Here is a 14,071-nt window from a genome sequence, read left to right on the forward strand (position 1 = left end):
ACGTAGTTACTGCTTGAATTGCTGGGTGAAGCGAATCAGGTCGTCGACCTTCGCGCGTGCCTTGCCGCTCGCGATCGCTTCGCGCGCCAACTGGATGCCGTCCGCAATCGAGGCCGCCACGTTCGCCGAATAGAGGGCCGTGCCCGCGTTCAGCGTGACGATCTCACGCGCGACGCCAGGCTTGTTGTCGAGCGCTTCGAGCAGCATCAGTTTGGACTCGGCGGCGTCGGCCACTTTCAGCGTGCGGTTCGACACCATCTGCATGCCGAAGTCTTCCGGATGGATTTCGTATTCGTGCACCTCGCCGTCGCGCAACTCGCCGACCTGCGTGGCTGCGCCGAGCGAGACTTCGTCCATGCCGTCCATGCCGTACACCACCAGCACGTGCTTGGCGCCGAGGCGCTGCATGACACGTACCTGAATGCCGACGAGGTCGCCGTGGAACACGCCCATCAGCTGATTCGGTGCGCCGGCCGGATTGGTCAGCGGCCCGAGAATGTTGAATATGGTTCGCACGCCGAGTTCGCGGCGCACCGGCGCGATGTTCTTCATCGCCGGATGATGGTTCGGCGCGAACATGAAGCCCATGCCGGTTTCTGCGATCGACGCCGCAACCTGTTCCGGCTGCAGATCGATATTCACGCCGAGCGCTTCGAGCACGTCCGCGCTGCCCGACTTGCTCGACACGCCGCGGCCACCGTGCTTCGCGACCTTGGCGCCGGCCGCGGCCGAAACGAACATGGTCGCCGTGGAAATATTGAAGGTCTGCGAGCCGTCGCCGCCGGTGCCGACGATATCAACGAAGTTCGAATTGTCCTGCACGTCGACGTGCCGGGCAAATTCACGCATCACCGTAGCGGCAGCGGTGATTTCGCCGATGGTCTCTTTTTTGACGCGCAGGCCGGTAATGATCGCCGCCGACATCACGGGCGACAGTTCGCCGCGCATGATGAGGCGCATCAGATGCAGCATTTCGTCGTGGAAAATTTCGCGGTGCTCGATCGTGCGTTGCAGCGCTTCCTGGGGCGTAATCGACATGATTTCGTCTCTCCTGATCAAGCGGTGCGGTGGGCGGACTTCGACTGTTTCACGAAGTTTTCGAGCAGCGCGTGGCCGTGTTCGGACAGGATCGATTCCGGATGGAACTGCACGCCTTCAACAGCCAGTTCCTTATGACGCACACCCATGATTTCGCCGTCTTCAGTCCATGCGGACACTTCGAGACAGTCTGGCAGCGATTCGCGTTCGATCGCGAGCGAGTGGTAGCGGGTCACGACGAAATGCTTGGGCAGGTCGGCGAATACGCCTTTGCAGTCGGTTTCGATCGTGCTGACCTTGCCGTGCATGATGGTTTGCGCGCGCACCACGCGGCCGCCGAATGCTTCGCCGATCGCCTGATGGCCGAGGCACACGCCCAGAATCGGCGTTTTGCCGGCGAATTCGCGCAGCACGTCGAGAGTGATGCCGGCGTGTTGCGGATTGCTTGGGCCGGGCGACAGGCAAATGCGCTCCGGGTTGAGCTTCGCGATTTCGTCCAGCGTGATTTCGTCGTTCCGATAGGTGCGCACGTCCTCGCCGAGTTCGCCGAAGTACTGCACCAGGTTGTAGGTGAACGAGTCGTAGTTGTCGATCATAAGCAGCATGGTGTGTCTCCGGTCAGAAGTCGCTATCGAGGCCGTCTTGAACCTGCTCGGCGGCGCGCAGCACGGCGCGCGCCTTGTTCTCGGTCTCTTGCCATTCGGATTCCGGCACCGAATCCGCGACTATGCCCGCTGCCGCCTGCACATACAGATTGCCGTTTGCGATCACACCGGTGCGGATCGTGATAGCCAGATCCATTTCGCCGGTGAACGACAGATAGCCGACGGCGCCGCCATAGAGGCCGCGTTTCACCGGTTCCAGTTCGTCGATCAATTCCATCGCGCGAACCTTCGGCGCGCCGGACAGCGTGCCGGCCGGGAAGGTGGCGCGCAGCACGTCGAAATTGGTGGTGCCGGGCTTCAGCTTGCCTTCGACCGAACTCACAATGTGCTGCACGTGCGAGTACTTTTCGATCACCATCTGATCGGTAACGACCACCGAGCCGATCTGGGCGATACGGCCTACGTCGTTACGCGCGAGGTCGATCAGCATGACGTGTTCGGCGATTTCCTTCGGATCGTTCAGCAGTTCGGTGGCGAGCTCGGCGTCGCGTTCGGGCGTATTGCCGCGCGGGCGCGTGCCGGCGAGAGGCCGGATCGTCACGATGCGATCTTCGCCGCGCTTTTCCTGGCGCACCAGGATTTCCGGCGAGGCGCCGACCACGTGGAAGTCGCCGAAGTTGTAGTAGTACATGTACGGCGACGGATTCAACGAGCGCAGCGCGCGATACAGCGAGAGCGGATTGTCGCGGTAAGGCTTGATCAGACGCTGGCCGACCTGCACCTGCATCAACTCGCCGGCGGCGACGTATTCCTTCGCCTTGCGCACGGCGGCCAGATAATCGTCTTTGGCGAATTCGCGGTAGGTCTCGGTGCGTACGCTCGCGGATGTGACCGGCGGCTGCACGGTCGTGCGCAAACGCTGGCGCAATTCACGCAGACGCTGTTTGGCTTTCGTGTACGCCTCGGGTTGCGTCGGGTCCGAGTACACCACGAGGTAGAGCTTGCCCGCGAGGTTGTCGATCACCGCGACTTCTTCGGTGAGCAGCAACTGGATGTCCGGCAGGTTCAGATCGTCTTTCGGTGCGGTGTGCGCAAGTTTCTTCTCGATGTAGCGGACCGCGTCATAGCCGAAGTAGCCTGCCAACCCGCCCGCAAAACGCGGCAGACCGGGGCGCTGCGCGACTTTGAAGCGGCCCTGGAATTGCTGGATGAACTCGAGCGGGTCGCCCTCGTGCGTTTCGACGACTTTGCCGTCCCGTACCACTTCCGATACGCCATTGCGGGTGCGCAGCAGGGTGCGCGCCGGCAAGCCGATGAACGAATAGCGGCCGAAGCGTTCGCCGCCCACCACTGATTCCAGCAGGAACGAGTTGGCGCCGTTGCGCTCAGGCTGAGCAAGCTTCAGGTACAGCGAGAGCGGCGTTTCGAGGTCGGCGAGCGCTTCGGCGATCAGCGGAATGCGATTGAAACCCTCGTTGGCGAGGGACTGAAATTCGAGTTCGGTCATGTTCCGATCCTGTACGTACGTCAGACGGCACTATGCGTCGGACAAAGCGGGGCGCGGCGCGCCCGGTCAGGCGTTCGTTCGATGTGACGACACGATGATACCGACCGGCGCGAGTTTCCCATCGACGCATGCAAGGGATTTCAGCGCGCCTATGTACTTTGCGGGTACACGAGGGCCAAATCAACCAGTGCAGCGAAACAAGGTGATGGAAAAAACGCGTGAGCGCAGCGAAGTAAAAAACGGTTGCCGAAGACGAGCTTCAGCGTACCTCAGGCGAGGTTAGCGCGACCAGCGACGCCAGGGCCAGGCTCCCCGGTCGATGCTAATCAGACTCCGTTTTTTATTCAGAAACATGAGGATGAGGGACTTTTCAGGTCGTGGAATGGTGCGCTGCGATAGCCTTGGCGGCATCGAGCAGCGAGGCAACTATACCATCGGATTTTATTTCTTGTATAGCTCGGCCGTGGTTGTAGCCGTACGGCAGCGTCAGCGTTGCCATACCCGCCGCGCGGCCTGCCAGCGCATCGTTTTCCGAATCGCCGATGGCGACCGTGGCTTGCGGCTCGACGCCTAGCTGCGCCGCGGCGGTGAGCATCGGCAGTGGATCCGGCTTCTTTTTCGGCAGGCTGTCGCCGCCGAGCACGACGCTGAAATACGGGCTGAGCCCATATTGCTCCAGCAATTCGACCGCGAAACGGTGCGGCTTGTTGGTGACGCAGGCGAGTTTGAGGCCGGCATCGCGCATGGCGCTGAGGCCGGCTTCGACCTCGGGATAGAGCCGCGTGTGCACGCCGTTGATCTTGGCGTACTCCTCCTGATAGATCGCGAGCGCCTCGTCGAAACGGTCCTGTGCGTGGTCCGTTTCGAAGCGCTGAGCCAGCACACTGCGAATCAGATTCTCCGAGCCCTTGCCGATGTAGCCGACCACTTCTTCGCGCGAGGTTTCCGCCGCGTCGAGTTGCGCAAGCATGCCGTTCAGGCCGGCGGTGAAATCGTCTGCGGTATCGATCATCGTGCCGTCGAGGTCGATGATCGCGGCTTGCAGGCGCGGGCCGGTGAAGGTCGGAGCGGGGAACGGAGTCGTCATTTTTTGTGCGGGATCTCAGCGATCGATCGGGGTGTGATCAGTGCTCGATGTTGGCGAGCGCGGCGCGCATCTTGTCGATCACCACCTTGTGATCCGGTGCGCCGAAGATCGCCGAGCCTGCCACGAACGTGTCCGCGCCAGCCGCTGCGATTTCGGCGATGTTGTCGACCTTCACGCCGCCGTCCACTTCGAGATGAATCTCGCGACCGGTTTTTTCCTTGTAGGCATCGATCCGCTGACGCGCTTCGCGCAGTTTGATGAGCGCCTCGGGAATGAACGATTGACCGCCGAAGCCCGGATTCACCGACATGATCAGGACCAGATCGACCTTGTCCATCACGTAGTCCAGATAGCTCAGCGACGTGGCCGGGTTGAACACGAGACCGGCCTTGCAACCGTGGTCGCGAATCAGCGACAGCGTGCGGTCGATATGGTCCGAGCCTTCCGGGTGAAAGCTGATCAGATTCGCGCCGGCCTTGGCGAAGTCCGGCACGATCCGGTCGACCGGGCGCACCATCAGGTGCACGTCGATCGGCACGTCCACGTGCGGGCGGATCGCTTCGCAGACGAGCGGGCCGATCGTCAGGTTCGGCACGTAATGGTTGTCCATCACATCGAAGTGAATCCAGTCGGCGCCGGCGGCGACGACGTTGCGGACTTCTTCGCCGAGGCGCGAGAAATCGGCGGACAGAATGCTGGGGGCGATGCGGAATTGCGTCATGGCGGGGGCGGATGCGAGCGGGAAATCGCTATTTTACCGTTTTGTGCGCTGCTGAACCGGCTCGCAGGCGGTTCGATGCCGGCACCGACCCGGCGCGGCAACAGTGACAAAACGCCTTAGCGGCCCTTGGCCAGAGGGATTTGTCCGGTTGCGGGCGTGCCGCGCATCAAGCAGAATGCCAAACCATAAGCGCCGCGTCGCCAATGCGCCCGCAAACCATTGGCGTTCGGGGCTTCCCGCGATTTTTTTAGCCCGTTTCACCAGACCGGAATCAGGATGAGCCAGTACGAATTCAGCGTCTCGGCGCAGGTGCAGTTTCTGCCCGAAGAGTCGGACCCGGAGCGCCGCCAGTATGCGTTTGCATACACGCTGACTATCCGTAACAGCGGCCTCGTGCCGGCGCAGCTGATTGCGCGTCACTGGGTGATTACCGACAGCGACAGCAACGTGCAGGAAGTCAAAGGCTTGGGCGTAGTCGGGCATCAGCCCCTGCTCAAACCGGGCGAGCACTTCGAATATACGAGCTGGGCGGTGATCGCTACGCCCGTCGGCACCATGCGCGGAGAGTATTTCTGCGTGGCGGAGGACGGCGAGCGCTTCGACGCACCGGTGCCCGAGTTCATTCTGCGCATGCCGCGTACTTTGCATTGAACCGAGGGCGCGGCTCGCGGTCTTTAAGAAGCTTTACGGCACAGCGTTACTGGGTTTTTTGCTGCTTTTGCTGTTCATTGCTGGCTGCGCGCGCGGCCTTTTTCTTGCCGGACGACGTCCATACAACGATAAAGACGAGCAGGAAGAGCGCGAGGAGCGATTCCAGCGCGAAGATGAGCATCGGGTATTCGTCGAACAGATCAGACATGGCGGTTTCCATCAAGAACGAACATTGTATGCGTTTTGTCCGCACGGCCGGAGCATGGCTTGGGGCGCTTTCGGTTGCGGTGATGCTGGCTTCCTGCGGTGGTGGCGGCGCGGTTCGGCCTTCGGTTTCGCCGCCTACGGGTGCCGCGATCATACCCGGGCAGATTGCCGCGGCGCGGCTGACAGCGGTAGCGTGGCAGCAGGTGCCGGGGTGGCAGGACGATTCGCTGATCGGCGCGACGGCTGCGTTACGGCAAAACTGCCTGAGGCTTGCGCGTCAACCGAACTGGGCTCGCGCATGCACGGCGGCCTCGCAGATCGACGATCTGGACGTCACCGGTGCGCGGGCGTTTTTCGAGGCGTACTTCACGCCCTTCCAGTTAGCCAATAACGACGGCACGCTCGACGGCCTCGTCACCGGCTACTACGAGCCGTTGCTGCGCGGTTCGCGCACGCGGCACGGCGTGTATCAGACGGCGCTGTACCGCTGGCCATCCGGTTATCGCGCGGGTGCGCCACTGCCGGCACGTGCGCAACTCGAGCGCGCGGGCGTGCTCAATGGCAATGAACTCGTGTGGGTCGACGATCCAATCGAAGCCTTCTTCCTGCAAGTGCAGGGGTCCGGGCGCGTTGTGATGGAAGACGGCAGCGTGATGCGGGTCGGCTTTGGCGGCACCAACAATCAGCCATACAAGTCGATCGGGCGGTGGCTGCTCGATCGCGACGAACTGACGCCGGCGCAGGCGACCATGCAGGGCATCAAGGCGTGGGCGCGCGCGAACCCCACGCGGGTTGACGCATTGCTCGATACCAATCCGCGCTTCGTGTTCTTCCGCGAAATGCCATCGGGCGAGAGCGCGCCGAGTGGCGGAGCCGATGGTCCGATCGGTGCGCTAGGTGTGCCGTTGACGCCGGAGCGGTCGATCGCGGTGGATCCGACCTCGATTCCGCTGGGTACGCCGGTGTTTTTGCAGACCACGCGCCCGTTGACGAACTCGCCGATGAATCGCCTCGTCTTCGCGCAGGACACGGGGTCCGCGATCAAAGGCGGCGTGCGCGCGGATTACTTCTGGGGGCTTGGCGACGATGCCGGCGATCTGGCCGGCAAGATGAAGCAGGGCGGCCGGATGTGGGTATTGTTGCCGAATTCGTGAGAGTTTGACGGCGGCGGGTTTCGTGGTGCCTAGGTCCTGGTTGAAAACCGCTGCGTGGCAAGTTGCCCCGCAGTTGGTGTCTTTAAATGGCACAGCTTCCAGATACTGATTCAGCCGCTGGCGTTGGCTCTTCCAGTTTTTGTTCGTGCGCGCCACTTGCCTTGCTTTGCCCGCCGGACGGTTAATCCCCTTTCACGGCAGGCATATTTGATAGCGGAACTGACGCCGATCAGCTCCGTTATCAAGCTTCATCCTCCGGCGTATCGCTTAGAGCTCCGACTTCCGCTTGTCCACCACCCTTCGTGCTTTGCCCACCGAGCGCTCGATCCCGTTGACAGCCAGTACGTTCACAACTGCGCTCACGCCGATCAGCGCCTTGATGTCATAGGTCAACGCCTGCTTCGCCGTGGTCAGTGCAGCCGTATCCGGCGCCGACTCCGGGCAAGGCTCGACGTTCAACGTCAATACGTCGAGCGGGCCTTCCTTGGTTAGCACGATCTGGTAGTGAGGCGCGAGAGCGTGCTGCTTGAGCAGCAATTCTTCGATCTGCGTCGGGAATACATTCACGCCGCGCACGATCATCATGTCGTCCGAACGGCCGGTGATTTTTTCCATCCGGCGCATGGTGCGTGCGCTGCCTGGCAGGAGGCGCGTCAGATCGCGCGTCCGGTAACGGACGATCGGCAGCGCTTCCTTGGTCAACGATGTGAACACCAGTTCACCGAGTTCGCCGTCCGGCAGCACTTCGCCGGTTTCGGGGTCGATGATCTCGGGGTAAAAATGGTCTTCCCAGATAGTCGGGCCATCTTTGGTCTCGACGCATTCCGAAGCGACGCCAGGTCCCATCACTTCAGATAGACCGTAGATATCGACAGCGTCGATGCCCATGCGCTTTTCGATCGCCTGGCGCATGTCGTTGGTCCACGGTTCCGCCCCGAAGATGCCGATGCGCAGCGAGCAATTCGCCGGATCGATGCCCTGCCGTTCGAGCTCGTCAGCGATCGACAACATATAGCTTGGCGTCACCATGATGATGTCGGGCCGGAAGTCCTGAATCAGTTGCACCTGTTTTTCAGTCTGACCACCGCCGAACGGGATCACTGTCAGTCCCGCGCGCTCGGCGCCGTAGTGAGCCCCTAGGCCGCCTGTGAACAAACCGTAGCCGTAGCTCACGTGAACTTTGTCGCCGCGCTTCGCGCCCGCGGCACGGATCGAACGTGCGACGAGATTCGCCCACGTATCGATATCGCGCGCCGTGTAGCCGACCACCGTCGGCTTGCCCGTCGTCCCGGACGACGCGTGGATCCGCGAAATCTGTTCCTGCGGCACCGCGAACATGCCGAACGGGTAGTTGTCGCGCAGATCCTTCTTGGTGGTGAACGGAAAGCGCGCCAGGTCCGCGAGGGTCTTCACTTCGCTCGGATGGACGCCGGCCTCGTCGAATTTCTGCCGATACACCGGTGAATTCTCGTAAGCGTGGTTCAGCGACCATTTGAGCCGTTCGAGTTGGAGCGCGGCGAGTTCGTCGCGGCTGGCGGTCTCGATGGGATCGAGCGGGAGGGCGGTGGTCATCGAATGTCTCCTTACTGCCTCAATGCTTGGGGTCCGGGGTGCGGTGCGCTTGCGCGCAAAAACGGGGACTCGTTGCTATCTATGGATGCGCTGCCAATGTGTCGCGGACGCGCCGCGACTCGGCTGCGAATTTGGCGCGACGCGGCTGTTCAATCAGTTATTCAATCGCCCGCAGGAATCAGGTTGCCTTTGATCTGCGCGGATTTGCCGCGAAACATCGCCACGGTCTCCTCTGCGCGATTCGTGACGCGAATGTCGTAAATGCCGGTGCGGCCGCTCAGCGTTTGCTCGACTGCTTCGGCGGTCAACACGTCGCCGCCTTTTACCGGCCGCAGGAATTCGATCGAGCAGCCGGCTGCCACTGTGTTGATGTTGTACGTGTTGCAGGCGAAAGCGAACGTCGAATCGGCGAGCGTGAAAATCAGGCCGCCGTGGCAAATCTGATGGCCGTTCAGGAAATCGTCGCGTACGGCCATGCGCAGGCGCGCGTACCCTGGGCGCACTTCTACGATTTCGAGTCCGAGCGCCCGGCTGCACGCATCGTTTTCGTACATGGCGGCAGCGGTCGCGCGAGCGAGTTCGTCGGGGGTCATTTGGGCCGGGTGGTTCGGTTGTGAGGACATATCAGCGACCCTCGAAGCGCGGTGCGCGTTTTTCCACGAATGCTTGCACGCCTTCCGCGTAATCGTGGGAAGCGCCGAGTTCGCGTTGCAGATCGCGTTCGAGATCGAGCTGCTGATCCAGGGTTTGCGTCGTGCCTGCACGCATCGCCTGTTTAATCGCCGCGATGGCGCGCGTGGGTTGTTGCGCCAGTTGGGCCGCGAGTTTGCTTGCCGCAGTGGTCAGCTCGGTGTCATCAACCGTTTGCCAGATCAGGCCCCAGCTTTCAGCTTTCTCCGCGCTCAGTTTGTCGCCGGTGATGGCGAGACCTAACGCGCGCGCCATGCCGACGCGTTGCGGCAGGAACCACGTGCCGCCCGAGTCCGGCACGAGACCGATCTTCACGAATGCCTGAATGAAACTGGCCGAGCGAGCGGCCAGCACGAGGTCGCAAGCCAGTGCGAGATTGGCGCCGGCGCCGGCAGCCGTGCCGTTGACCGCGGCAATCACGGGCAGCGTCAGTGCTTGCAGACGGCGAATCAGCGGATTGAAATGCGCATCGATCAGTTCGCCCAGATCGGTCATCGCGCCTGGCGTGAAGTCGAGATCCGCGAGATCCTGTCCCGCGCAGAAACCGCGGCCCGCACCGGTCAGCACGAGCGCGCGGGCGCTGGACGCCTCGACCTGGTCGAGTGCGCTGCTCAATTCCTGGTGCATCGCGCGCGTAAAGCTGTTGAGCTTGTCAGGGCGATTCAGTGTGATGGTCGCTACGCGACTCGATGTATCGATGTCGAGGCGAATTGCTTCATATGACATTGGGTGTCTCCTCAAAGTCTCTTTGACCGGCAGGGCGGCGTTGATGTCAGACCCGCTCGATCACCAGGGCGATACCTTGACCCACGCCGATACACATTGTGCAAAGTGCAAAGCGGCCGTTGATCCGCTCCAGCTGGTAAAGCGCCGTGGTGATCAAGCGCGCGCCCGATGCGCCGAGCGGATGGCCGAGCGCAATCGCTCCGCCGTTCGGATTGACGCGTGGATCGTCGTCGCGCAGACCGAGTGTGCGCAAGACGGCAAGCCCCTGCGATGCGAAGGCTTCGTTCAACTCGATCACGTCGAACTGGTCGAGCGTCATGTTCAGTTGCTTCAACAGCTTTTGTGTGGCCGGCGCAGGGCCGATGCCCATGATGCGCGGCTCCACGCCCGCCGTCGCCATGCCCACCACACGTGCGCGGCGGCGCAATCCGTATTGATCGGCGGTATCCTGGCTCGCGAGCAGTAGTGCACACGCGCCGTCGTTCACGCCCGATGCATTGCCGGCGGTCACGCTGCCGTCGGGCCGGACCACACCCTTGAGCTTGCCCAGGTTTTCGAGCGACGTTTCGCGCGGATGCTCGTCGAGCGTCACGCTTACGGGGTCGCCTTTCTTCTGCGCAATTTCAACGCCGACGATTTCCTGAGCCAACGTGCCATCTCGCTGCGCGCGCGCTGCCTTTTGCTGGCTCGACAGCGCAAACGCATCCTGATCCGCACGGCTTATGCCGAATTCAACGGCGACGTTTTCCGCGGTCTCCGGCATCGAATCGACGCCGTATTGGCGCTTCATTAGCGGATTGATAAAGCGCCAGCCGATGGTCGTGTCGTAAATGTCTGCCTGCCGCGAGAACGCACTGGTGGCCTTGCCCATCACGAATGGCGCGCGCGTCATGCTTTCGACGCCGCCGGCGATCATGAGCCGCGCTTCACCGGCCTTGATGGCGCGCGCAGCGGTGCCGACCGCGTCCATGCCCGAGCCACACAGGCGGTTGATGGTTGTGCCGGACGCTTCCGTGGGCAAGCCAGCCAGCAATGCCGCCATGCGGGCGACGTTGCGATTGTCGTCACCGGCCTGATTGGCGCAGCCATAGATCACATCGTCGAGAGCTTGCCAGTTGACGCCAGGATTGCGTTCGATCAGCGCCTTGATCGGTACCGCGCCGAGGTCGTCGGCGCGGACATCCTGCAGGGCTCCGCCGTAGCGGCCGATGGGCGTGCGAATCGCGTCGCAAATGAAGGCGTCGTTCATGTGGGCTCCTACTGGGACGGATCGGCGGGACCTGCCGATCCGATGTCTCATGTTAGTCAGGGGGCACGGCCCGGTCTATTCGGCCAAACGACATAGGACGGAAACCGTGCGTTTGTCTTATGCCATTCAGCCGGCTACCGCGGGCGCCGCTTTCGGTTCAACATGAACGCGGCTTTGAACGACGCGGAAGCGGTTCGCGACAAAGGCTGCGTCGGCCAACGCGGCATTGGCTGCCGGGTTTGCGCCTGTGCCGTGGAAGTCGGAGAAGGCCGCAGACTGATTGACGAAAACGCCACCCGTCAAATTGACCGAGAGTGCTACACCACCGCGGATCGATGCTTCGTGCGCCTCTTCGAGCACGGCTTCATCCGTGCTGTAGATCGACAGCGTCAGCGCGCCGTGTTCGGCGGCGATTGCGCCAGCAAGGTCGAGCGACTGCGCTGTCGAGTCCGTCGCGATCACGAACGAGATCGGGCCGAACCATTCTTTGGTGAACTGCGCGTGGTCGGTTGCGGCATCTAGCTGGAGCATGAGCGGCGTGCGTACGCGGGCACCGGCAAAGGCCGGATGTTCGAGTGATTGGCTTTCAGCCAGAACGCGGCCGAGCTTGGCAGCTTCGTCGATACGTTGGGTTACGCTTTCGTTCTGGACCGCGCCGAGCAGTTCGACGGCGCGCGCTGGGTCTGCAACCAGTTTTTGCACTGCGCCGGCGAGAGCTTGAGCGACTTCGTCGAAACCGAGTGTGCCTTCAGCGGTGCGGATGCCGGCGCGCGGTACGTAGATGTTTTGCGGCGCGGTGCACATCTGGCCCGAGTACAGCGCGAGCGAGAAGGCAATATTGCGCGCGGCGGCTTTGATGTCGTCCACAGAGTCGATCACGATCTGATTGACGCCGGCTTTCTCGGTGTAGACCTGAGCCTGATGCGCGTTGCGCTCAAGCCAGGTGCCGTTTTGTGTGCTGCCCGTGAAGTCGATCAATTTGATTTCCGGGCGCAGTGCCAGAGCCTGGACGAGCGGGCCGTCGTTCGGTTCGGTTGCTAGCAGCGTAACGATGTTCGGATCGAAACCGGCTTCGCGCAGCACGTCACGCGCGATTCGTACGGTCAGCGCGAGCGGCAGAATCGCACCCGGATGCGGCTTGACGATAACCGTGTTGCCTGTTGCCAGGTCAGCGAAGAGGCCCGGATAGCCGTTCCACGTCGGGAAAGTACAGCAGCCGAGCACGAGTCCGGTACCGCGCGGTACGACGGTGTAGCGTTTGTGCATCGCGAGCGGAGGATTCTTGCCTTGCGGCTTTTCCCAGTGGGCATCGGCGGGGATGCGGCGCAGTTGATCCCACGCGTACACGACCGCTTCGAGTGCGCGGTCTTGCGCATGCGGGCCGCCGGCCTGAAAGGCCATCATGAATGCCTGACCGGTCGTGTGCATGACGCTGTAGCCGATTTCGAAGCTGGCGCGATTCACGCGCGCGAGGATTTCGAGGCATACGCCGATCCACGCCTGCGGACCTGCCATGCGCCAGTCGCGCTGTGCGGCGGCTGCCGCGGAGATCAGCGCGTCGGGGTTGGCTTTCGGATAGCGCACGCCAAGCGGGAACCCGAACGGCGAGACTTCGGCGCCGACGGTCTCCCCGGTCGACGGCTGGTCGAGGTCGAACGTCTTGTTCAGGTGCGCTTTGAATGCGGCCTCGCCGTCTGCGTTAGCGGTTTCCCCGTACACTTTCGGACTGGGCATCTCGACGAACGGACTCCAGTAGCCGCGCGTCTCAATCGCGGTGAGTGCCTTTTGCAGCGTGTCTTCGTGCTTGGTGAATAGCGGATGTGTCATGGCAGATGGGCTTGGCTGTGCGTTGGGAAAAGCCTGTCGAATAATTGACCGACCGGTTGGTTGGTGAATGGTAGCATTATTAAGACGGCCGCGCGAAGCGTTTTCGCGCGCCTTTAACCATTAGGAGGCGGCATGGCTTACGAGAACATTCTGGTTGAGACGCGAGGGCGGGTCGGTCTGGTCACGTTGAATCGCCCGAAGGCGTTGAATGCGCTGAACGACGCCTTGATGGACGAGCTGGGTGCAGCGCTGCGCGAGTTCGATGCCGACGACGCGATTGGTGCGATCGTGGTGACGGGCAGCGAGAAAGCGTTTGCCGCCGGCGCCGATATCGGCATGATGGCGACCTACACCTATATGGATGTCTACAAAGGCGACTACATCACTCGCAACTGGGAAACGGTGCGCTCCATCCGCAAGCCGATCATTGCCGCAGTGGCGGGCTTTGCGCTTGGCGGCGGTTGCGAGCTGGCGATGATGTGCGACATTATTCTCGCCGCCGACACTGCGAAGTTTGGCCAGCCGGAAATCAAGCTCGGCATCATGCCGGGTGCTGGCGGTACGCAGCGGCTGCCGCGCGCCGTCTCTAAGGCGAAAGCGATGGACCTCTGCCTGACTGCCCGCTTCATGGACGCTGCCGAGGCAGAACGCGCTGGGTTGGTCTCGCGGGTGATTCCCGCGGCTTCCCTGCTTGACGAGGCAATCTCGGCGGCTGCGACCATCGCTGAATTCCCGCTGCCGGCGGTGATGATGGTCAAGGAATCGGTTAACCGTGCGTACGAAACGACGCTTGCAGAAGGTGTGCATTTCGAGCGTCGCCTCTTCCATTCTCTGTTCGCTACAGAGGATCAGAAGGAGGGGATGGCCGCGTTCGTTGAGAAGCGCAAACCGGTTTTCAAACATCGTTAATACGCTTGTCAAAATAACGCTTGCAAGGCACGGTCCGGCTCGCTAGAATCTCGCTCTTTCGTGCTCCGGACAGCGGGGCACGGGGAGCGGGAGAGCCAGCAGTGGCAAGGCTTTGCGCGAAGTGAGCG

At 62.1% G+C, this 14,071-nt stretch carries 14 protein-coding genes; 3 read left to right on the top strand and 11 right to left on the bottom strand.

The genetic code is table 11. From position 1 onward, the window contains the following. Positions 1-6: 6 nt before the first annotated feature. The 5 genes from trpD to rpe all read right to left on the bottom strand — a co-directional run bounded on the left by trpD (position 7) and on the right by rpe (position 4,958). Complete coding sequence (trpD, locus tag KHO23_RS26605) at positions 7-1,038, bottom strand: anthranilate phosphoribosyltransferase (protein ID WP_211614609.1); 1,032 nt, start codon at positions 1,036-1,038, stop codon at positions 7-9. A gap of 17 nt (positions 1,039-1,055) precedes the next feature. Continuing rightward, positions 1,056-1,643: an aminodeoxychorismate/anthranilate synthase component II gene (locus tag KHO23_RS26610; protein ID WP_028199695.1), complete on the bottom strand. Its 588-nt coding sequence runs from the start codon at positions 1,641-1,643 to the stop codon at positions 1,056-1,058. Between the two features lie 13 nt (positions 1,644-1,656). After that, complete coding sequence (gene trpE / locus KHO23_RS26615; RefSeq protein ID WP_211614611.1) at positions 1,657-3,150, bottom strand: anthranilate synthase component I; 1,494 nt, start codon at positions 3,148-3,150, stop codon at positions 1,657-1,659. 370 nt (positions 3,151-3,520) lie between these two features. Then, on the bottom strand, positions 3,521-4,237 hold the full coding sequence (locus KHO23_RS26620) for a phosphoglycolate phosphatase (RefSeq protein WP_211614613.1): 717 nt from the start codon (positions 4,235-4,237) through the stop codon (positions 3,521-3,523). Between the two features lie 37 nt (positions 4,238-4,274). Further along, positions 4,275-4,958 carry a ribulose-phosphate 3-epimerase gene (rpe, locus tag KHO23_RS26625; RefSeq protein ID WP_211614615.1) on the bottom strand — a complete coding sequence of 228 codons (684 nt, stop codon included), beginning with the start codon at positions 4,956-4,958 and terminating at the stop codon, positions 4,275-4,277. Between the two features lie 276 nt (positions 4,959-5,234). Here rpe and apaG point away from each other — a divergent pair, with 276 nt between their 5' ends. Beyond that, positions 5,235-5,609 (top strand): Co2+/Mg2+ efflux protein ApaG, encoded by a 375-nt coding sequence (gene apaG / locus KHO23_RS26630; protein WP_120289351.1) that lies wholly within the window; start codon positions 5,235-5,237, stop codon positions 5,607-5,609. 46 nt (positions 5,610-5,655) lie between these two features. On the opposite strand, the gene KHO23_RS26635 is transcribed toward apaG, so the two are convergent. After that, positions 5,656-5,817: a hypothetical protein gene (locus KHO23_RS26635; protein ID WP_211614617.1), complete on the bottom strand. Its 162-nt coding sequence runs from the start codon at positions 5,815-5,817 to the stop codon at positions 5,656-5,658. 28 nt (positions 5,818-5,845) lie between these two features. On the opposite strand from KHO23_RS26635, the gene mltA reads away from it, so the two are divergent. After that, positions 5,846-6,970 (top strand): murein transglycosylase A, encoded by a 1,125-nt coding sequence (mltA, locus tag KHO23_RS26640; protein WP_236066998.1) that lies wholly within the window; start codon positions 5,846-5,848, stop codon positions 6,968-6,970. A 267-nt stretch (positions 6,971-7,237) separates the two neighbouring features. Here mltA and paaK read toward each other — a convergent pair whose 3' ends face one another. From paaK to paaN, 5 genes are all read right to left on the bottom strand, one after another. Beyond that, the gene (paaK, locus tag KHO23_RS26645; protein WP_211614619.1) at positions 7,238-8,542 is read right to left on the bottom strand and encodes a phenylacetate--CoA ligase PaaK; all 1,305 of its coding nucleotides are present in this window, start codon (positions 8,540-8,542) and stop codon (positions 7,238-7,240) included. Between the two features lie 161 nt (positions 8,543-8,703). Continuing rightward, positions 8,704-9,165: a hydroxyphenylacetyl-CoA thioesterase PaaI gene (gene paaI / locus KHO23_RS26650; RefSeq protein ID WP_211614621.1), complete on the bottom strand. Its 462-nt coding sequence runs from the start codon at positions 9,163-9,165 to the stop codon at positions 8,704-8,706. Between the two features lies 1 nt (position 9,166). After that, entirely contained in the window at positions 9,167-9,958 is a 792-nt protein-coding gene (gene paaG, locus KHO23_RS26655) for a 2-(1,2-epoxy-1,2-dihydrophenyl)acetyl-CoA isomerase PaaG (RefSeq protein ID WP_211614623.1), read from the bottom strand. A gap of 46 nt (positions 9,959-10,004) precedes the next feature. Beyond that, positions 10,005-11,207 carry a 3-oxoadipyl-CoA thiolase gene (gene pcaF / locus KHO23_RS26660; protein ID WP_211614625.1) on the bottom strand — a complete coding sequence of 401 codons (1,203 nt, stop codon included), beginning with the start codon at positions 11,205-11,207 and terminating at the stop codon, positions 10,005-10,007. A 126-nt stretch (positions 11,208-11,333) separates the two neighbouring features. Then, positions 11,334-13,034, bottom strand: a complete 1,701-nt coding sequence (paaN, locus tag KHO23_RS26665; protein ID WP_211614627.1) for a phenylacetic acid degradation protein PaaN — start codon at positions 13,032-13,034, stop codon at positions 11,334-11,336. A gap of 132 nt (positions 13,035-13,166) precedes the next feature. Between paaN and KHO23_RS26670 the strand changes: the two genes are divergently transcribed. Continuing rightward, the gene (locus KHO23_RS26670; RefSeq protein ID WP_211614629.1) at positions 13,167-13,943 is read left to right on the top strand and encodes an enoyl-CoA hydratase; all 777 of its coding nucleotides are present in this window, start codon (positions 13,167-13,169) and stop codon (positions 13,941-13,943) included. The last annotated feature ends 128 nt before the right edge of the window (positions 13,944-14,071 follow it).

The organism is Paraburkholderia haematera, assembly GCF_905220975.1.
Lineage (GTDB): Bacteria > Pseudomonadota > Gammaproteobacteria > Burkholderiales > Burkholderiaceae > Paraburkholderia > Paraburkholderia haematera.